The 19,180-nt window shown below is 63.9% G+C and carries 14 protein-coding genes; 3 read left to right on the top strand and 11 right to left on the bottom strand.

Going from position 1 to position 19,180, the window contains the following annotated elements:
* The 10 genes from C6Y56_RS10175 to C6Y56_RS10130 form a co-directional block, all read right to left on the bottom strand.
* Complete coding sequence (locus C6Y56_RS10175; RefSeq protein ID WP_169429734.1) at positions 1–804, bottom strand: hypothetical protein; 804 nt, start codon at positions 802–804, stop codon at positions 1–3.
* Complete coding sequence (locus C6Y56_RS10170; protein WP_169429733.1) at positions 785–2,491, bottom strand: GspE/PulE family protein; 1,707 nt, start codon at positions 2,489–2,491, stop codon at positions 785–787. The genes C6Y56_RS10175 and C6Y56_RS10170 overlap by 20 nt, the downstream gene beginning before the upstream one ends.
* An 80-nt stretch (positions 2,492–2,571) precedes the next feature.
* Positions 2,572–3,105: a response regulator gene (locus tag C6Y56_RS10165; protein ID WP_169429732.1), complete on the bottom strand. Its 534-nt coding sequence runs from the start codon at positions 3,103–3,105 to the stop codon at positions 2,572–2,574.
* Between the two features lie 235 nt (positions 3,106–3,340).
* Positions 3,341–4,102, bottom strand: coding sequence for a SurA N-terminal domain-containing protein (locus C6Y56_RS10160; RefSeq protein WP_169429731.1), 762 nt, complete (start codon positions 4,100–4,102; stop codon positions 3,341–3,343).
* 15 nt (positions 4,103–4,117) lie between these two features.
* The gene (locus C6Y56_RS10155) at positions 4,118–5,668 is read right to left on the bottom strand and encodes an ABC transporter substrate-binding protein (RefSeq protein ID WP_169429730.1); all 1,551 of its coding nucleotides are present in this window, start codon (positions 5,666–5,668) and stop codon (positions 4,118–4,120) included.
* A 9-nt stretch (positions 5,669–5,677) separates the two neighbouring features.
* The gene (locus tag C6Y56_RS10150; RefSeq protein ID WP_169429729.1) at positions 5,678–6,298 is read right to left on the bottom strand and encodes an SCO family protein; all 621 of its coding nucleotides are present in this window, start codon (positions 6,296–6,298) and stop codon (positions 5,678–5,680) included.
* On the bottom strand, positions 6,295–6,945 hold the full coding sequence (locus tag C6Y56_RS10145) for an SCO family protein (RefSeq protein ID WP_169429728.1): 651 nt from the start codon (positions 6,943–6,945) through the stop codon (positions 6,295–6,297). Before C6Y56_RS10145 ends, C6Y56_RS10150 begins: the two co-directional genes overlap by 4 nt.
* Positions 6,946–6,958: 13 nt before the next feature.
* The gene (locus tag C6Y56_RS10140) at positions 6,959–8,881 is read right to left on the bottom strand and encodes a beta-propeller fold lactonase family protein (RefSeq protein ID WP_169429727.1); all 1,923 of its coding nucleotides are present in this window, start codon (positions 8,879–8,881) and stop codon (positions 6,959–6,961) included.
* Between the two features lie 146 nt (positions 8,882–9,027).
* Positions 9,028–14,853: a manganese-oxidizing multicopper oxidase MnxG gene (mnxG, locus tag C6Y56_RS10135; protein WP_169429726.1), complete on the bottom strand. Its 5,826-nt coding sequence runs from the start codon at positions 14,851–14,853 to the stop codon at positions 9,028–9,030.
* A gap of 202 nt (positions 14,854–15,055) precedes the next feature.
* Positions 15,056–15,667 (bottom strand): lytic transglycosylase domain-containing protein, encoded by a 612-nt coding sequence (locus C6Y56_RS10130; RefSeq protein ID WP_169429725.1) that lies wholly within the window; start codon positions 15,665–15,667, stop codon positions 15,056–15,058.
* Between the two features lie 202 nt (positions 15,668–15,869).
* Here C6Y56_RS10130 and gspG point away from each other — a divergent pair, with 202 nt between their 5' ends.
* The 3 genes from gspG to C6Y56_RS29390 all read left to right on the top strand — a co-directional run bounded on the left by gspG (position 15,870) and on the right by C6Y56_RS29390 (position 18,099).
* Positions 15,870–16,298 (top strand): type II secretion system major pseudopilin GspG, encoded by a 429-nt coding sequence (gene gspG / locus C6Y56_RS10125; RefSeq protein ID WP_169429724.1) that lies wholly within the window; start codon positions 15,870–15,872, stop codon positions 16,296–16,298.
* 14 nt (positions 16,299–16,312) lie between these two features.
* On the top strand, positions 16,313–17,500 hold the full coding sequence (locus tag C6Y56_RS10120) for a type II secretion system F family protein (protein WP_169429723.1): 1,188 nt from the start codon (positions 16,313–16,315) through the stop codon (positions 17,498–17,500).
* Positions 17,501–17,595: 95 nt separating this feature from the next.
* The gene (locus C6Y56_RS29390) at positions 17,596–18,099 is read left to right on the top strand and encodes a hypothetical protein (RefSeq protein ID WP_169429722.1); all 504 of its coding nucleotides are present in this window, start codon (positions 17,596–17,598) and stop codon (positions 18,097–18,099) included.
* A gap of 126 nt (positions 18,100–18,225) precedes the next feature.
* Here the strand turns inward: C6Y56_RS29390 and C6Y56_RS10110 are convergent, their stop codons facing one another.
* Entirely contained in the window at positions 18,226–19,125 is a 900-nt protein-coding gene (locus tag C6Y56_RS10110) for a LysR family transcriptional regulator (protein WP_169429721.1), read from the bottom strand.
* Between the last annotated feature and the right edge of the window lie 55 nt (positions 19,126–19,180).

Raw genomic sequence — 19,180 nt, 5'->3', positions numbered from 1 at the left:
TCAGGCCACCGCCCGGGACATGACGTACAAGGCGTCACGCACGGTCATCGAGTTGTCTTCGAGAGTGCGCAGGTGCACCCCCGCCACCTCCGGTTGCGCATCGAGGCGCGCCGGGGCGTGCAGATAAACGTTGAAGGCCCGTTCGCTGGTGGAGGCTTGCAGTTGCCGTTCGCGACCGATCAGCGCGCTGAGTGCCGCGTCACTGTCGCTGCCGCCCACCGAACGCACCGACGACCAGCGCCCTTCCCTTGCCAGCAACAGCACGCTGCGTTGTGGCTCGGCGACCACGAACAGGAAGTCGCCGGCATCGAGGCTTTTGTCGAAGCGGTTGAACGCGGTCATCAGGTACGGCTGTACCGAGCGCAGGCGCAGGCCGCGACCCGTGACCTGCGTGCGCAGGCGTTCCAGCAAATCCTGCGGCAAGGCACTGGCAATCCGGTCATGCCCCGCAGGCTCCACGGACAGCACCAGCGTCCAGGGTTGGGTCGGCGCGCCGAACAGGTCTTCGAAGCACAGTTGAGCGAAGCCGCGCAGTTCCTCTGGCGTGCTGATCTGCTCGCTCCACGGCACCAGGCAGAAGCGGCTGAAGTGCCCGGAGATCACCACGCTCAGCTCGGCACCGGCGCGGGCGTGTTCGCCGAGCAAGCGATCGAGGGTGTCCAGCGCCACCGCGTAACTGTGGAAGCCTTCGTCGATGTAGCCGACGCTGCCCAGCCACAGGGTGTCGCTGCCCCGGCGCTGGCCGAGGCCGACACCGCTGGCGCCAAGCACGGCGATAAAGTGATCACGCGATAAAAGTGACACGATTGATCTCCTCCAGCGTGGTCCGACCGTGCTCCACCAGCTCCAGCGCCGATTCGCGCAACAGGCGCAAACCACGGGCGCAGGCCAGGGCTTTGATCCGGGTGATGGGTTGACGCTCGACGATCATCTGCCGCAGTTCGTCGTCCAGGTGCAGCAGCTCGGCAATCGCTGTGCGTCCGCGATAGCCGCTGCCCCGGCAGTGGCCGCAGCCCTTGCCGTGGACAAAGTGGTAATGGCCGACCTTGTGCGGGTCGAGGCCGGAGGCGCGCAGTTCCTCGTCGCTCGGGGTGGCCGGTGCGCTGCAACTGCTGCACACCAGCCGGATCAGGCGTTGGGCGAGAATCGCGTTGAGTGCCGAGACCAGGCTGTAGGGGTCGATTTCCATTTGAGTGAAACGACCGATCACGTCGAACACGTTGTTGGCGTGGATGGTGGTGAACACCAGGTGCCCGGTGAGCGCCGATTGCACGGCGATCTGTGCGGTGTCCGGGTCGCGGATCTCGCCGACCATGATCTTGTCCGGGTCGTGGCGCAGGATCGAGCGCAAGCCGCGGGCGAAGGTCAGGCCTTTTTTCTCGTTGACCGGGATCTGCAGCACGCCGGGCAACTGATATTCCACCGGGTCTTCGATGGTGATGATCTTGTCCACCCCGTGGTTGATCTCGGTGATCATCGCGTACAGCGTGGTGGTCTTGCCGCTGCCGGTGGGGCCGGTCACCAGCACCATGCCGTAGGGTTCAGCGGCCAGACGCCGCAGCTGGCGCAGGGTTTCGTCTTCAAAGCCCAGAGCTTGCAGCTGTACGCCGCAGACCTTGTCGGCCAGGTCCTGTTTGTCGAGCACCCGCAACACCGCGTCTTCGCCGAAGATGCTCGGCATGATCGACACCCGGAAGTCGATCTGCCGGCCGCTGATGCCGATCTTGAAGCGACCGTCCTGGGGCACGCGTTTTTCGCCGATGTCCAGTTCGGCCATGACCTTGACCCGGGAAATCACCTGCTCGGCGAACTCGCTGCCCTGGATCTTGCTGATGTTGTTGAGCACGCCGTCGATCCGGTACTTGATCACCAGACCGTTGCCGGTGGTGCCGAGGTGGATGTCGCTGGCGTGCATTTTCAGCGCGTCGTACAGGGTCGAGTTGACCAGTTTCACCACCACGCTCGAGTCTTCGCTGATGCTGGTCAGCGACAGGCTTTGCAGGGTGTCGGTTTCGCTGCCGGCGTCAGCCTGGGCGTTGAGCGATTCGACGGCGTGGAAACTTTCTTCGTGGCGGGCCAGATAAGCCTTGAGGTCGTCGGCATGCACCAGATACAGCGGTGCGCCATGCAGGCATTCATCGATCCAGGCCAGGCGCGCGGTGTCGAAGGGGTCGGCGAACACACCGATGACTTCGTCGTTGTGTCGCAGCAGGATGAATTCACGTTTGAGGCATTGCGCCAAGGTGACCCGATCGAACACCGGCGTCGCCTGGAACAGGGCGTCGGTGTCGAGCACCGGGTAATGCAGGGTAGCGCCGAGGCTGGCAATGAACGGCATCGGCGCCAGTTCGCAGAGCACACAAAGAGCGTCTAGGACGCGTTCTCCGCAGGTGCCGGCCCGAGCCCGGGCCTGGGCCAGTTGTTCACTGGAAAAGCGTGCCGGAGCACACGCAGGCTGCAACGCTTCGACGACAACGGACAAACGTTCCATGGCTTGCTCTCCCACCGGGGCCTGGGGCCCTGACGGCGCGGGAGGCCATTGCGGCGAGTGCCGGAACGTCTATCGCGCCATTACTCCCCGGTGAGCATTTGATCGTCGTCCGGTGCCATGGCCTCCGACCTGTTTCGTCGGCGATCCGCCAGCACCCAACTGCCATCGTACAACTGCAACGGGAAGCTCTCGGTCCTGCTCTGGCGTCGTTCGACGAAGCCTTCGGATGGGCTCGCACCGGGTTTCGCTTCGCGCTGGATCCCCAGAAGGTCGCAGACAGCTCGGGCCAGTTCCGCCAGTGGAAACGGTTTGAACAGGATGTGACTGACCCCCAGTTGCCGCGCCCGCTCACAGACTTCGGCGGTCGGGTGACCCGTTATCAGCACGAAATGACACGTCCTGTTCTGGCGGATAGCGTCGAGCACCTCAAAGCCTTCCATATCGGGCAAGCGGTAATCGAACACCACCACATCGGGAGCAAAGGTTGCGGCCTGGCCGATCCCGTCTGCGCCGTCATGTGCAATCCGGACGTCCAGCCCTTGCGCCGACAGATAATCCTGAAGGTTCTGTGCAAGCAGCAGTTCGTCTTCGACAACCAGTACTTTGTTAACCAAGGTGAACTCCTTGCAGCTACAAATCCGGCCTCTTCACATCAACTGCCCGAACCTGCTGGAGTGCGCCTCACAAGAGGTAACGCACACTTCATGCCAGGCCGAGTGCCGGTAAATTTATGTCTTCATGTCCTTGAATTTGATGACAATGCCCGCTCGTCCCGGCACCCCGTTCCCCAGAAACGGGGAAGCACCTGAATGGGCATCGAAGCCATTCCCCACTATTGGGGGGGAACCTTCAATCGTCGTCAATTCGTTCGATCCTGTTCTGCGCCCGCAATTGCGCGAGCACCTGGCGACGAGCCTGGGCCTGTTGCTGTCGGGCACGCTGCACCCGAACCGTTCCGGATCCCTGCAAATCTGGGACATCGACCGCCTCCAAGTGGTTCGGCAAGTAAATCAAATGCCAGCCGAATGGCGAGCGAACGGCATCGCTGGCGAACGATGCGCCGTCGACCACCGCGGCGCGCATCTGCATCAAGCGTAGACGCGCCGCCGCGTCTGTGGCGGCATCCGCATCCGGCGCCACCCGAACCAGCAGATGCCGCGCCTGCAAGGTGTTGGCCCGGATCAACGCGGCGAACATCTGCTGCGCTGCCAGTTCACGACGGGTGTATTCGGTGAACGAGACCTCGTCGAAGCCCGCGTCCTGCAAACGCCGCACGAACCTTTCGCTACCGCCGATGGCGACACGAATCTGCTCGACCTGTCGCTGCACCGCTTGATCGTCAACCTTCAAGCCACGTTTTTGCGCCTCCTGCCACAGCAGTTCCTTGTCGATCAGCACATCCAGAGCCGCCTGGCGCAACTGTCTGTAAGCCTTGGGACTGCGGATGCTCGCCACGGCGCGGCCCCGGTCTTCCAGGTATTCAACGAAAAACCGCTCCAGGCGAAGCTCGGAAATCACCTCGCCATTGACCCGCGCCGCCACCGGTTCGGTATTGGCAAACGCCATTGGCAACCAGAACGCCAGCAGCCACCACAGGTTTTTGAGCTTCATGATCAGCGCCTCCGTTCAGGGGCTCGCGAGAATCGATTTGTAAGGCGCGACCAGATAGAAGCGCTGATCGGGTAAATCGACGGTGACCACATGCGCCCCACTCAAGCCCGATCGTCGTCCGGGGCCGAAGTTGAGGCGCGGGGTCAGGCCGGTATCGAAGTCGTGCAGGCCTTCGAGGGCCGCCACCATCTTTTCGCGGCTGGCGTCGCGCCCGGCCTGTTTCATGGCTTCGCTCAAAAGCAGCATCGAAGCGTAAGCGCCGACTTGCAGCACCGCATGTTGCGCGCCGAGGCCCTGATGTTCGCGCAGTAAAGTCATGGCCATGCGCCCGGTCTGGGTCCAGTCGCTGGGCACGAAGGGATAGGCCAGGAAGACGCGCCGGGAAAAGCCCTCGGGCACTTGCAGCAGGTCGCCCGCCACCTGGCCTGATGTCGCGAAAAGGTACGGCAGCTGCCCGGCATGCTGCAGCCCCGCCGCCAGTTGACTGAAACCGCTGCCGCTGCCCAGGTAGAAGACTGAACGCGAGCCCAGCGGCAAGCTGTCCGCTGCCGGGTCGTAGGCCTGTAGCCGGACCTTTTGCCAGCCGTGATCCTGCAAATACTGTCCCAACCCCTGCGCGGCCTGCACTTGAGTCGGATCGTCGGGATAGGCGATCAAGGTCGGCCCTTGCAGCACTTTCAGGCTGGCGGTGGCGTAATCGGCCAGGGCGATCAACTGCTCGCGCAATCCCGGCAGCGGTTCAAAGATCTGCGCACTGGCCTGCACCGAACCCATCAAGGACAACGGCCCGATCAGCGGCAGCCCGGCCTGCTCCAGACGTGGCGCCAGTTCACTGTCCAGCGCCGGGGCCAGCGGCGCGATCAGCGCAAAGACCTTTTCCTCGTCAATCAGCCGTTGCAAAGCCTGCTCGGCGCTGGTGCGATCCGGGCCGGGATCGACCACTGTCAGGCGCAGTTGCCGGCCATGAATGCCGCCCGCCTGATTGATCCGCGCCACACTGCCGTTGAGCACCGCCGCCACCGTGGCGCCCTCCTCGGCCAGCGGTCCCTGGCTCGGCAGCAAAGTGCCCAGGTGCAAGGTCTGGTCATCGAGCCCGGGATCGCGATCATCGGCCAGGCGTTTGAGATAGGCAGTGAGGTTGCGCTGATCCTTCATCGACAACAGGAACCGCGGCATGCTCGGGTCGAGCCGGTTGTTGCCGGGGTCGCGGCCCTGCTGGATCACCTGCGCCAGGCTGCTGTCGGTGTATGCCGGGTAGCTACGTCCGTTGACCCGCTGCTGACCATGAACACTGGTCAGTCGCGACCAGTTCAGTTCTGGCGGCCGCACCCCGCCTTCGGGCCGGCCCAGGCCGTCGGTGCCGTGACAGTTGGCGCACGGCAGGCTGGTGGCCGGCAGCAACACATCCGCCGCGCCGACCCGCGCCATGATCGGCTCGCCGCTGGACGACAGGCCTTCGCGGTACAGGCGCTTGCCGGCGCTTTCTTCATCGGTCAGCGGCAACGCGGCCGCGCCGAGGCTGACGCCAGCGAGCAGGATCAGGGCGAGGACACGGCGCAGGTTCATGGCGCGGACTCAGCGGCCGGCCACGGGCATTGTCAGCAGTTGCAAGCGCTGGGCAATGGCGGCGGCCGGGGCATCGGGACGGATCTTGCTCCAGCGTTTGTTGGCGACATCGCCAACGATCAACTGGGTCGAGTGCTGCTCCGGCGTCGGCACGATCTGGCCGATGCGACCGAGCACCAGATCCATCTGCGCCTTGTCGCCAGTAAGGAAAAGCCAGTGAGGGTCATCGGCGCCCTGCTTCAAGGTGTAAGCCTTGAGGACCGCCGGCGTGTCGCGCAGCGGATCACTGGTAAGGGAAATGAAGGTGATGCCATCGGCCTTGTCGCCCAGCAGCTCGCGGACTTCCTTGAGCTTGCGGGTGATCAGCGGGCAGGCGTCGTTGCAACTGGTGAAGATCACGTTGAGCAGCACCACGCGGTTGTGCAGCGCATCGCTGTAGAAACGCTGGACGTCGCCGTGCTGGTCGAGCAACGGCGTATCGGTGAACCAGGTTTTCGCGTCATGAGTGCCTTTGGCCGGCGCGGCAGCAACCATCGCCGGGGGCTCGGGCGCATGGCCTTCGTGGGCAAACGCCACGTTGCCGAGAATCAGGAAACAGATCGTCAGGGAGATCCAGTCGAGCATTCTCATGGCTGTTGCTCCATGGCAATCGCGGTGTGTTTGGCGTGGGTGCGCAGGCCGCTGAGTTTCTCGACTTCCTTGGCCAGCAGTGCCGGATCGGTGAAGCCGTAGTAGCGCATCCAGTGACGGCTGTTGCCGTCACCGACGAGGATCAGCGGCTGGTGATTCTTGAAGTCGCCGCTGAAACTGCCGAGACCCTTGAGGGTGGCGGTGATCGATTGCGGCGAACCGGTGAGCCAACTCCAGCCCGGGCCTTTCTGGAAGGTGCGGGCGTAATCCTGCAAGCGTTTCGGGTCGTCGCGCTGCGGGTCGATGCTGATCGACACCAGCTGCACTTCACCCCCGACCCGCGAGCCCAGCTGTTTCTGAACCTTGCCCATGATCGACGAGACCACCGGGCAGACCGTGGTGCAACTGGTGTAGATGAAACTCATGACGACGATCTTGTTGTGCACCAGATCCTGTTCCAGGTGCACGGTCTTGCCGTTCTGGTCGAGCAGCGGCACGTCGGCGAATTTGACCTGGGCGTGCTCCTGGCTGTTGGCGGCCGGGGCGGTGTGGCCGGCATGCTCGTCCGCCGAGTGGGCGCTGGCCTGCTGGATACCGACGGCCAACAGGCACAGGGTCAGCAAGCCACGGGATGCAAATCGGTTCATGGTCGTTTCCTCGTCACTGAGTCTGGCCGGGCAGCACCCGGACACTGGCAAAGGTCTTGTCGTCGAAACCGGCGCCCAGCGAGGCCGCGCGCACGTGCAGGTACCAGGCGCCGCTGCGGTCGAGGGTCACCGGCGCTTCGTACACGCCGTCGGCGACTTCCCGTGCGGCCACTTCACGGGGCCGTGAGGTCGGCGCGAGGAAGTAGCGCAACTGCACGTCGGTCACGCCGCTGCGCTGGATCTTCTGTTTGCCCTGGACGATGCGAAAGCGCACCACGTAAGGGTCGTTGAGGGCCACGGCGGTCTTGTCCAGCAGGAACTCGACTTTTGCCGCCCCCAGGTGTTTTTCCGGCGCGCCGTCGGACGCCACCTGGGCGGTGAAGCAATGAATGATGTTCGGCTGGTTGAGCAGGAACGCCACGTCGAAGCGCCCCGCCGCCGGCAGTTTCACCCGGGCGCTGTACAGCCCCGGCGACACTTCGCGCAGGCTGCGGTCGATGACCAGCGCGGCGCGGGCGATTTGCCCCCGGTTGGGGTAACCGGACATCGGCGCGTTCATGCCTTCGGCGTAGAAATAGGTGGTGTTGTCCACCGGGTTGACCACAAACACCGCGTTGTCATCGCGCGATACCGCGAGGCTCGACGCCAGCGGCAGATCCCCGGCCAGCCGTGGCGGCTGCGGCCCGGCCTCGAAACCTTGAGTAATCGGCTGACGCCCTTCGCCCAGCGAAGACAGGTTGATCATGGTGACTTTCGGCGAGGCCAGTCCGCGCACGTAGGCGTAGGCCTGGGTGAACACCACTTGATAGGGTTCGGCTGAAACCTCCAGGTCATGGATCGCCGAATCGTTGGCCGCATCGATCACCGTGGCGCGGTTTTCCACGGTGTTCAGCACCACGCCAAAACGGCCATCGGCGCTGAAGCCCATCGGGCCGAGCCCCTGTTGCAGCTGGATCACCCGGCGTACGGCGCGGCTGTTGGCGTCGATCACCGTAACGGTACCGTCCTTGCCGTCGGCCACATACACCGCGCCGGACAGCGGCGAGTACGCCACCGACAACGGACTGGAACCGGTCTTGACCTGTTGCAGCAGGCTCAGGCTGGCGATCTCGATGACGCTGAGGGTGCCGTCGTCGCGGTTGCTGACGAAGGCGAAACGGCTGTCCTTGCTGAACGTGATTTCGTGGTGGCCGCGCCCGGTCACCAGGTGTTTCAGCGGTTTGAGGCTTTGGGTGTCGATCACCGTGACCCCGGATTCTTCAGCCTTGGCCGCGTTGTTGCCGACCCACAGCAGGCGCTCGTCCGGTTGCAGCGCGACCCGCACCGGTTGGCTGCCGGCGGCCACCGAGTCGATGACCTTGAATTGCTCGCTGTCGATCACCGCCACTTCCCCCGCCGTCGGCATCGACACGAAGACCTTTTTGTTGTCCTTGGGCGTGACCCAGTCCATCGGCGATTGCTTGAGTTCGATCCGCGCCAGGGTGCTGGTGATACCGCCGACCGAGACTGACGGATCGACCACCGAAACGCTGGCATCGCGGTTCATCACCAGCAGGAAATAGCTGTTGAGGTCGAGCAGCGGCCGCGCGCCGATATTGGATTTGAGGAACGTGCCGACCCGCGACTTGCAGCTCTGGTCACGGCCCTGGGCCTGATCAGCAGCAAGGGTTTGCGGATCGATCCACGCCCCCGGTGCCACACCGGACAACGGCTGGCCGGACGCGCCGTCGGTGACGCGGAATTGCACGTCGGCGAACTCCCCCTCACGCAACTGGCCGTCGCTGGCCAGCGGCTTCAGGTTGAAGGCGATCGACACGCCGTCGCGGGTCAGCACCTGCCCGGCGCCGGTTTGCGCCAGGGCAATCTCGCTCAGCGTGAGCAGCGCGCCGGCCATTGCCAGCAGGCAGACGCCGATGATGTTGATGATCCTGTTCATGTCGCTCTCCCCTGACACGTTGTCCGAAACACCACCGCCCCTGTGGGAGCGAGCCTGCTCGCGATGGCGTTCGGCGCTACACCATCCAAAACCGCATCGATCCCAATCGCCAGCAGGCTGGCTCCCACAAGGGAACTGCATTCCAGCTACTGAGCAGGCGGCGCCGGCTCCGGCTCATTGGTCACCCGCAGTAATCCCCACAGCCCCGAGGTGTTGCCATAGGCGGCGTAATCGCGGAACAGGTAGTCCCCCGGTATCGCGTTGCTGCCCCCGGCGCTCGGGATCATGAAGCTGAAGTGCGCCGCCGGCAGGATGCTTTCGTGAGCGCCGATGTACATCGACATCGGGTTGTAGCCGAAGCGCACCGAACCCACGCCCGGCGCACCCATCGGGTAGCCGCCGGTGTCGCTCTTCTCGGCCTGGAACGGGTTGAGCGACCAGACGTGTCCGTCGAGCTGGAACGTGGTGCCGCGACTGCCGCCGCTCGGCATCAGAATGTGCGTACGGAACGGCTGACCCGGTTTGGCATACAGCACCGGTGTCTGCGGATCGCCCCCCACCAGCGCATTGCTGTAGGCCATGTGCGCGTTGCTCATGTCGCCGTAACCCGCGCCATCGGCATGGCCGAACGGCGCATCCGGGGCGAGGCCGAAGCGGTACCACAAAGGTTCAGTCTTGTAGTTGATCGCCATGCTCGAGTTGTCCTGCGGATCGGTCGGCACACCGAAGCCCTCGGCAGCGATGCCTTCGACCGGCCGGCCATTGGCCCAGCGGGTGTTCAGCGCCTTGTGCCAGACCATGGCGAAGTCGCGGTAGGTCGTCTGCCCCGGTGCGGTGACCGTGGCGTTGACCTTGCGCGCATCGTCGACCCAGGTCGCGCCGATCGGCAGGATGCTCATCGCCCCACCCAGGCCTTTTTGCGGTTGCTTGATCACATCCGCCGGGGTGAAGTTCAGGCCACCGAACTCCACGGCCGTGGCGTTGATGTTGTCGACACTGCGGCCCAGTTGCGTGACCGGTTTGCCTTCACGCTCCAGGTGCCCGGCGTAGTACTGATAGGTCCGGGTCGGGTAGGCGCCGCTGCTGCCAACCCGTGGTGGCACGGTCTGGGTCGGGTTGGCGCCGACGTTGGTGCCGTCGGATTTGGTGATGTCGTAGGCCAGCAGTTGGGCGTGCAGCCCCACGTGGCTGGACGGCCGCATCAGGTTGTTGCTGAAGGTGGTCGAGCCCAGGCCGCTGTTGCGGTAGCGCTTGACCATGCCTAGCATCACTGCGGTCTGGGTCAGGTCCGGCATCACGCTCGGCAGACGGTTTTCCAGGGTGATGTTGATGCAATCCCCGGCCGCTGCGCGCAGCACCAGCGGTTCGACCGCAATGCCGGGTTTGAGCTTGCCGCTGACCGGATCGAGGTCGGATTTACGCACGTACAGGATCGCCGTCGGATCATGCAGCGGCCCGCTCTGGCCACCGATGGTGATGGTCGCGCCGTCCTCCGGATCAGTCACCGTGACTTGCGGGATGCTCACCGTGCGCGAGTTCAGCACCAGGGTGCCGCCCGCCGGATTCAGCGGCCCGCCGACATGCTGACCGAGCCCGGCCGAATCGCCGATGCTCAGGCCCAGCGGATTGCCGAGGATGTCGTTGGCCAGCGCCGCCACCACTTCATAGTTGCGCTGCACCGTCGGCCGGGTGCCGATGCCGTTGGGGTTGGCGCTGATCCGTGGGCAACTGCCTTCGAACGCCACGGTGTTGCGCATGCCGGCCGGACTCGGGTTGTTGGGGATGGCGAACAGGTCATTGCGTTTGGCCGTGTAGTTGCGCATCACCCCCCAGATCCCGCTCCAGTAGCCTTCGATCGAAGCGTCCATCGAGTACAGATAGTCACCGGTGGTCGCAGCGGAGCTGGACAGCATCGAAACAGGTGCGATGAAGCCCATCTGTTCGGAGATGCCGATCATCTGCGAGGCGCGCCAGCCAGAGTTGGAGCTGTTGCCGAAACCGGAACCGCTCTGCAGCCATTTCACGCCGTGCAGGGTGACGTTGTGCTCTTCCTCGTGGCCGCCGGCATGCACCCGCAGACGCACGTTGTCGCCGGTGTAGGTGCGCAGCATCGGGGTGAACGGATCGCCCGGCTCACTGCCGCCCTTGTTGATGTGCGGCGGGAACAGGGTGGTGCCGCCGGTCGGGCCGGTGGCGGCCGTCACCAGGTTCGGTGCCAGGTTCATCGCCGGGATCGCCCGGTCGGTACGGCTTTGCATGGCGTACGCCAGATCGCCGCCGAGGCCGTCGGCCTGCATGCCGCGCTTACCGTCCGGGCCAACCTTGTTCGGATCGTAGACCCGCAGGGCCAGCGGCTCGTTGCGATAGTTGACGACGAACATGCCGGGGTCATCCACGGAGATCGCTTGCGGGCACGGACGGCTCGGGCAGCCCGGCACCTGACCGCCCTGCACTTCCAGCACGCCTTCGAGCAGGGTGCTGGCGTTGTTGCGCACCGGCGGGTTGATCGCGTAGCGGAAGCTGTCGGCGGTAGCCGGGAACGCTTGCGGATTGGGCACGCCGTTGGGGCCGGCGCCCACGTACACCCCGGCTTCATAGGCGTGCTGGAAGTCGCTGTATTCCAGGAAGAACTCACGGAAGCTGTCGTTCTTGCCGTCGCCGTCGAGGTCGCCGGTGTTGATCACCGCCTGCCATGAAGTCGGCCCGCCGTCCTGCCGCGCGCCGCTGTACAGAGGCTCGCCGGTTTCGGCGTGGAACCAGGTGGAACCGGCCGGTTCCGCCAGCACCGTGGCATACAGGCCGATCTGCTGGTGAGTCGATGGGCCGAGGTGGTCGTGGGTGAAGATGGTGCCCAGCCCTCGATCCACGCCCTTGGCGTTGACCACCGGGTCGACGAACCAGCGTTGCATGGCCGTGCGCGCGCCCATCCAGTCACTGCGCCCGAACTGGCCGAAGAACGGATGCGCCTTGGCTTTCGGGCAGGCCTGGGTGCCGTCGCGCGGGTCGGTGCCTTCGCACTGGTTGAATTCGCGGATCGCGTGAATGCGTTCCTGAACGGCGCCCGGAGAGAGCACGCCGTCCTCGTAGTTCCAGCCGTTGGAAGAACCGTCGGCGGAGGTCAGGTCCCACTTCGGCAGGTGAATGTGCTGGCCGATCACGTCGGTCGGCGTGCGCACCTGATAGTCGTCCATCTCGTAGGTGGCGGGCACCAGGTTGGTTTGCTGGTATTGCACGCAGTCGAAGGTGTTCATGCGCATTACCAGCGGCTCTGGCGGACGCTGCTTGGTGATCACCGGCCAGGCGTCTTCCCACAGCGCCAGAATCCGGGCTTGCGGGAAGTGATAGCCGACCTTGTTGTAGACCGCATCGAACTGGATGTTGGCGGCCTTGTAGATCCGCGGCCGGTCGGCGGTGAAGGTCGAGGCGCCGACGAAGGACATGCCGTCCAGCCGGTCGCCGCTGGCGAATTCACCGCTGCCGGCGCTGCTGGTCAGGCGTTTTTGCCGGTCGTCCATGCACGGTTCGTAGTACGGCGCGCCGGCCATCGGCAAGGCGCCGTTGGTGCGAAAGGCCTTGGCCACGATCTGATTGCCGGGCAGCAAGGCAAAGCTTGGGTGATCCTTTTTCGCGTGGAATGCCATCGCGGCCTGTTCCACTTCAGTGCCCTCTTCGGGCAGGTAGATCGGTTTGGCGCGGGTGACTTCCTTGGAGAAGTCCAGCGAGGTGGTCACGGTGTGCGCCGCGCCTCCGGCTGATACACCATCGAGGGTGTGACGCTGCAAGCCGCCGTCCCAGCCGCCGGACTGATTCGGGTCAAGGTTGGCCCACAGCGCTTTGCCGCTGGCTTTCAACAATTGCGCGGTGGCGGCGTCGAGCATGTCCAGCGGTGGGGTGGGTGGACGCTGCCCCACCGAACTTTCCATGCCGCCGATCCAGAACGGATAGCCAGGGTTTTTCAGGCTGCCGTCGGCGTTGCGGTTGGCTTCACTGCGATCGACCAGTGCCAGTGAGCCAATGGCTTGCGAACCACCGTTACCGCCATGCTGTTCGCCGTCGTCATCGCCCACTTCTTCCTCATCGTGGCCGGCGACCAGGGTTTCACCGATTTTCGGCACCACCACCACTTTGCCCGGCATCGGGGCCATGGCTTTGCCGGGCAGCGGCACGACGGCAGGAATCGGCGTGCCGGCGATGATCTCGCCATCCGGCAAGGCGCGGGCACCGGCGGCCGGTTTACCGCTGCGCAGTGCGTAAGGTTCGCTGTGATAACCATCGGCGCCCTGTTGCGAGACTTCCAGCCGGGTGCCTTCTTCGAATACATCGTGCACCCGCCACATGGACCACATGCCCTGGGCGAAATGCGGGTAGAAGTGGCAGTGATAGATCGCATCGCCGGCCACCCGGTTGCGGTTGCCGGAGCCGCCGTTGGCGATTTCGTAGGTATAGCCGGCGCCTGGGCCGATGCCTTGGGCATCGACGTAGTCGGAGTTGTCGTCGTTGGGGTTGAACAGCCACTGATGGCCGTGCAGGTGGAAGATGTGCTGCTCGTGGCCGTTGTGGGTGTTGCGGAATTTGACGAAGTCACCGATGTAGCTGTGGTTGACGTTCGATGGCTCCGACGGATACAGGGCCATGGTGGCCTTGACGCCGACCTGATCGGCGCTGGGTGTCTGGCCGGGGGCGATGTTCTCAAGCCCGGTATTGGCCGGCACGTCCACCAGCATCGCCACGTCACCGACGGTGTGCGAGCTGAGGAAGAATTCTTCGTAGGCGCACGACAGGCAATCGTGCATCGGCCCCACGCCGAGGCGGTTGGCGACCACTTCAGCGCCCATACCGCCGGAACCGTAGTTGATCATGAACGAGTCGCGGGTCGGCTCCAGCACATGGGCCATGACCGGATCGGCCCAGTAGGCGGGGAAGGCCTGGGTGGCGGCGGTTTCGTCCTGGAACTGCGAGGCGAAATCGCGAAACGGCTCGAGGCGGTTGGGGATCGCCGGGTTGCGTTTGCCCATCGATTCCAGCGGATAGGTGCTGGGTGCAAAACTGCCATCGGCGTTGCTGCCCATGACAATTGCATCGCTTTCGCTGGAGATGATTTCGTTGCCGTCGACCATGCTGATGATCGGTGTACCGGCCTTGCCTTCGCGCAGCCACGGTTCACGCTGCGGGTAGCGGGCCTGGTAATCGACGATGGGGTGACCCGCTGGTGTGCGGCCGGTGGTGGCCAGACGCATTTCTTCTTCGGTGAGGGTGTTGCGATAGGTGCGTCCCGACTTCGGCACCACCACGACCTGGCCGAACAGGCCATTGGCGACGTTGCCGGCCGCGCCCTCCCCGCCGAATGTCGCGCCACGGCTGCTGACGGCGAACGCCCCTTCCCGCTCGGCGTACAGAACATAAGAACGGCTCGCCCCCGGCGGCACCAGGGTGTTGGCGTTACGCCCGGTGTAGGAGGAAATGTCGTCGATGCTGTTCACCGCTTGCAGGCCGTTGACCTGGAAACCGACATGGCGGTCGGCGACCTGTTCGTCGACCTTGAAGGCATCGGCGCCACCGGGGTTCACGGTGCCCTCCTCGCCTTCAGGCCCTTCGAAATGCTTGTTCGGATTGGCCTGGTAATCGAGCAGATTCTGCAGATTGATCGTCAGGCAATCACCGGCGGCCACCCGCAGCACCAGCGGCCGTGGACGCTTGTCCGCACGCAGCGACACCTTGCCCGGCAGCGCGCTGCCGCCATAGGCCAGCGAGACGTCATGGTCATCGACCACATCGCGGCGCAACGCGAACATCATCCCGTTGACGTTCTGCGCACCGAGGCGGTTGAACATCAGCGGTTGATCGAAGGCGACCACATTGGCCACCAGATTGCGCTCGCAGCGCACGGTGGCGCTGGCCAGTTCGACACTGAGCATCGACGCCAGCAACAGCAGCCAGTTCAACAGAGACGGTGCGTGGTGAATGCCAACCATGATCGGAAACCTCGCAGTGGGTGCTCACAGGGAATGATTCTCGACAAACCCGCTGGAGCAATCCGCATGCCACAAAATTTTGTATTACGGATCAATCAGTTACAGAAACCATTTGAGAGTCCGGGGGATTTTCCCCACCCGATTCCCCGTTTTTCCGACCCGGCGGATTTGCCCCGAAAGTGGGGAAAACCGGGTTGAAGGTTTACAACGGCGCGTCCGCCGCCAGCCCCTGCAAACGCCGGTACTGGCGCAGGACGCTGGGCACATAACGCTGGGTTTCAGCGAACGGCGGGATCACCCGCCCACGGCTCAACACCGCGTCGGGGCCGGCGTTGTAGGCCGCCACGGCCAAAGTGATGTCGTTGTCGAACAGGGTCATCAGGCGCTTCAGATACCGGGCCCCGCCCTGAATATTGGCCCGGGGGTCGTAGACATCGGTCACCCCCAGTTCCCGGGCGGTGTCGGGCATCAGTTGCATCAACCCGCCGGCCCCTTTGGGCGATGTCGCGCCGGGGTTGTAGTTCGACTCGGCGTTGATCACCGCGTGCAGCAGTGCTTCGGGCAAGTGATTGGCTGCAGCGGCAGCCGACACCAGCTCGGCGTAAGGCTGGTTGGCGATCAACTGCGGTTGTTGATCGAGGCTGACCACGGGCATTTGCGCCTCGTGAATCACCCGTTCGTAGGTGCGTCCGGGACGGTGAACGTTGGACAGTACATAACCGCCCCGGGTGTCCACGGAGACAAACACATCAGCTTCGGCGATGCCGGTCAGCAGCATGCAGCCAAGCAGTCCTGCGCAGATTGGATTGAGCATTGGGCCTCCCCTGACAGGCCCGGAAAATTGGGGGAAATGCCCCACTGACCTGTCGTGATTCAGCCGTACGCAAGCACTGTGCCGACTCTTGAAAAGCCCGTAATACAAGGGCTTCAGCCCGACCACAGAATTTATCGGGGGCTGAGCATGGCAATTGCATAAGCCCTTTCGGCGACACGGCTGCCACTCACGGGAGGTCATCATGAAGCTGCAATTTCGTCCGCGTGCCCAACGGGGTTTCACCCTGCTCGAATTGCTCGTGGTGCTGGTGGTGCTCGGCCTGTTGGCCGGGATCGTCGCGCCCAAATATTTCGCCCAGCTGGGGCGCTCCGAAGTGAAAGTCGCCAAGGCGCAGATCGAAGGCCTGGGCAAGGCGCTGGACTTGTATCGGCTGGAAGTCGGCCACTACCCGTCCACCGAACAAGGTTTGCAGGCGCTGGTCACCGCGCCGAGCGACGAGGCGAAATGGACCGGCCCGTACTTGCAGAAAAAGCTCCCGCAGGACCCGTGGGGCCGTAATTACACCTACCGCTATCCCGGCGAAAACGCCGAGTACGACTTGCTCTCGATGGGCAAGGACGGCCAGCCCGGCGGCGAAGGCGAAAACGCCGAAGTCACCAACTGGCAATGAGCGGAGCACACGGCATGCGTTTTCATCTGAAGGCAGTGGGCAAGGCAGGCGTGGTGTCGCTGAACATCGAGGCGCCCGGTCACAGCGAAGCGCGCCGCATCGCCGAGGATCAGGGTTTGCGCGTGGTCAGCCTGCATGCCGAGCGCCACTGGCGTTCGTTGCGCCTGAGCAAGCGTGAAACCTTCAATCTGGTGCTGTTCAGCCAGGAACTGACCACGCTGCTCAACGCCGGCCTGCCATTGATCGATGCACTGGAAAGCCTGGCAGAAAAAGAATCCGCCCCCGCTGCCCGCAAAACCCTGACTGAACTGGTGCGGTTGCTGTACGAGGGCAAATCGTTCTCCCAGGCGTTGGCTCAGTTGTCGGGGGTTTTTCCGCCGCTGTACGTGGCGCTGGTGCAGTCCAGCGAGAAGACCGGCGCGGTCGGCGATGCGCTGGGGCGTTATGTCAGCTATCGCCAGCGCATGGACGAGGTGCGGCAGAAGATCGTCAGTGCCTCGATCTACCCGTTGCTGTTGTTGGTGGTCGGCGGTGGCGTGGTGCTGTTTCTGATGGGTTATGTGGTGCCGCGCTTCAGTCTGGTGTTCGAAGGGCTGGGCTCGAACCTGCCATGGCTGTCACAGATGCTCATGAGCAGCGGCATGTTTTTGCACGCCCACCAGGCTGAGTTCTTCGGGATTCTGGCGGCGATCATTACCGCCCTCGCCGTGTTGCAGAAACAACCGGCGTTTCGCCGTGGGCTGGATCGGCTGGTGGAGAAACTGCCCGCCGTGCACCAGCGGATCTTCATGTATGAGCTGGCGCGGTTTTATCGCTCGCTGGGAATTCTGCTGCAAGGCGGGATTCCGCTGGTGACCGCCATGGGCATGGTGCGCGGTCTGCTCACCGTGGCCTCGCGGGCACGTCTGGACCAGGCCTGCGAGCGGGTGCGCGAGGGGCAGTCGCTGTCCACTGCGCTGGAGCTCAATCGACTGGTGACACCGGTGTCCCTGCGCCTGCTGCGCGCCGGCGAACAGTCCGGCAACCTGGGGCAGATGATGGAGCGCAGCGCCGATTTCTACGACGAGGAAATCAGCCGCTGGATCGAGTGGTTCGTGCGCCTGTTCGAACCGCTGCTCATGACCTTCATCGGCCTGTTGATCGGGGTGATCGTGATCCTGATGTACATCCCCATCTTCGAACTGGCTTCGAGTATCCACTGACCTCGGGAACGGGTCGGTTCACACACAAACAAGACACATCCACGTTCCCAACCAAGACAACAAAGACAACAAAGACAACAAAGACGGAGAACGATATGCACATTCAAAAGCTCATGCTCGCAATGGCCATCGGCGCAGTCCTGTCGGCGTCCACCGTATTGATCCCGGACAACCTGTCCGGGGTGTCCAGCGTTCAGGCCAAGGAAGGTGGAAGTGGGGGTGGAGGAAGCGGTGGTGGCGGCGGCGGAGGTAGTGGCGGTGGTGGCGGCGGAAATGGGGGCGGTGGTGGAGGCGGTGGCGGTGGCAGTGGCGGCGGCGGCAATGGCGGTAGCCACGGTGGCGGCGGCAGTGGTGGCAACAGTGGCAGTGGCGGCGGTGGAAACAGCGGCCACAGCGGTAGCGACCATGGCTCGGGCCATTCCGGTGACAGCGCTTCTTCAGGACGCAACGGCACCCACGCCGAAGCGGGCGACGATCATGGCGTTCATCGGGCCGGTGAAATCGGCGATGACCATGGCGTACACCGCGCAGGCGAGGCCGGCGATGACCATGGTGTACACGTTGGCGGCGAGCCGGGTGATGACAAGCGCGCCAACTAAATCACCTTGAAACGCCCTACCCCTGTGGGAGCGGGCTTGCTCGCGAAAGCGGTGGATCAGTCAATACAGGAATGACAGACCTGACGTTTTCGCGAGCAAGCCCGCTCCCACAATGTTTTGTAGCGCCTACAAAACGCCTTTTGTCTGATCCAGCCGCTCGCGCAAAAACTCGATCAACGCCTGCACCGGCCGCGATGCCTGACGATGTTGCGGGTACACCGCAGACAGAATCAGCGGCTCCGGACGCAAATCATCAAGCACCGGCACCAGCCGCCCATCCTTCAGCGCCGCGCCGACAATGAACGTCGGCAGATAAGTAATCCCCATCCCCGCCACCGCCGCATCCCTGAGCAACTCACCATTGTTGACCCGCATCCGCCCGGTGACATTCACCAGTTGCGGCTTGCCCTGCCCCGCGTTGAACCGCCATTGCACCGAACGTCCGTGGCCGTATGGCAGGCAGTCGTGACTGAGCAGGTCTTCCGGTTTGAGCGGTGTGCCACGCTCGGCCAGATACCCAGGACTGGCGCAATACACCCGCTCGATGGCGGCAATGCGACGGGCAATCAGGGTCGAATCTTCCAGCACGCCGATGCGCAGCGCCAGGTCGTAACCCTCGCCCAGCAGATCCACCGGCCGGTCGCTCAGGTCCACCTCCACCGTGACCTCGCGATAACGCTGCAAAAACGGTGGCAGCAAACAGCCCAGATGCGCCAGCGCAAACGACAGCGGCGCACTCACGCGAATCGCCCCCCGCGGCTCGGCGGTCTGCCCGGCGATGCCCTGCTCCACCGATTCCACTTCACCGAGCAAACGCAGCGCCGATTCGTAATAGCTCTGGCCCAGCGGCGTCACGTCCAGGCGCCGGGTCGAGCGGTTGAGCAAACGCACGCCAAGGCGCTCCTCCAGCTGCATCAACCGGCGGCTGACGAACTGCTTGGACAGGCCCAACTGATCGGCCGCCGCCGTGAAGCTGCCGGAGTCCATGACCTGGCAAAAAATACGCATGTCTTCGAACGGGTTCATTGTCACTCTCTGGTTGACAGTTAAACGCTTTATAGCCGCTTTTTCACTTTCCGGC

The sequence above is a fragment of the Pseudomonas fluorescens genome (assembly GCF_012974785.1).
GTDB lineage: Bacteria > Pseudomonadota > Gammaproteobacteria > Pseudomonadales > Pseudomonadaceae > Aquipseudomonas > Aquipseudomonas fluorescens_BT.
This window is presented reverse-complemented; position numbering and strand designations above follow the sequence as displayed.

What these genes read in the sequence shown, in the direction of transcription:
- C6Y56_RS10140 (WP_169429727.1), bottom strand. Translation starts at nt 8,881, where the DNA reads ATGAACAGGATCATCAACATCATCGGCGTCTGCCTGCTGGCAATGGCC.
- C6Y56_RS10150 (WP_169429729.1), bottom strand. Translation starts at nt 6,298, where the DNA reads ATGAGAATGCTCGACTGGATCTCCCTGACGATCTGTTTCCTGATTCTC.
- C6Y56_RS10110 (WP_169429721.1), bottom strand. Translation starts at nt 19,125, where the DNA reads ATGAACCCGTTCGAAGACATGCGTATTTTTTGCCAGGTCATGGACTCC.
- gspG (WP_169429724.1), top strand. Translation starts at nt 15,870, where the DNA reads ATGAAGCTGCAATTTCGTCCGCGTGCCCAACGGGGTTTCACCCTGCTC.
- C6Y56_RS10120 (WP_169429723.1), top strand. Translation starts at nt 16,313, where the DNA reads ATGCGTTTTCATCTGAAGGCAGTGGGCAAGGCAGGCGTGGTGTCGCTG.
- C6Y56_RS29390 (WP_169429722.1), top strand. Translation starts at nt 17,596, where the DNA reads ATGCACATTCAAAAGCTCATGCTCGCAATGGCCATCGGCGCAGTCCTG.
- C6Y56_RS10155 (WP_169429730.1), bottom strand. Translation starts at nt 5,668, where the DNA reads ATGAACCTGCGCCGTGTCCTCGCCCTGATCCTGCTCGCTGGCGTCAGC.
- C6Y56_RS10130 (WP_169429725.1), bottom strand. Translation starts at nt 15,667, where the DNA reads ATGCTCAATCCAATCTGCGCAGGACTGCTTGGCTGCATGCTGCTGACC.
- C6Y56_RS10145 (WP_169429728.1), bottom strand. Translation starts at nt 6,945, where the DNA reads ATGAACCGATTTGCATCCCGTGGCTTGCTGACCCTGTGCCTGTTGGCC.
- mnxG (WP_169429726.1), bottom strand. Translation starts at nt 14,853, where the DNA reads ATGGTTGGCATTCACCACGCACCGTCTCTGTTGAACTGGCTGCTGTTG.
- C6Y56_RS10160 (WP_169429731.1), bottom strand. Translation starts at nt 4,102, where the DNA reads ATGAAGCTCAAAAACCTGTGGTGGCTGCTGGCGTTCTGGTTGCCAATG.
- C6Y56_RS10170 (WP_169429733.1), bottom strand. Translation starts at nt 2,491, where the DNA reads ATGGAACGTTTGTCCGTTGTCGTCGAAGCGTTGCAGCCTGCGTGTGCT.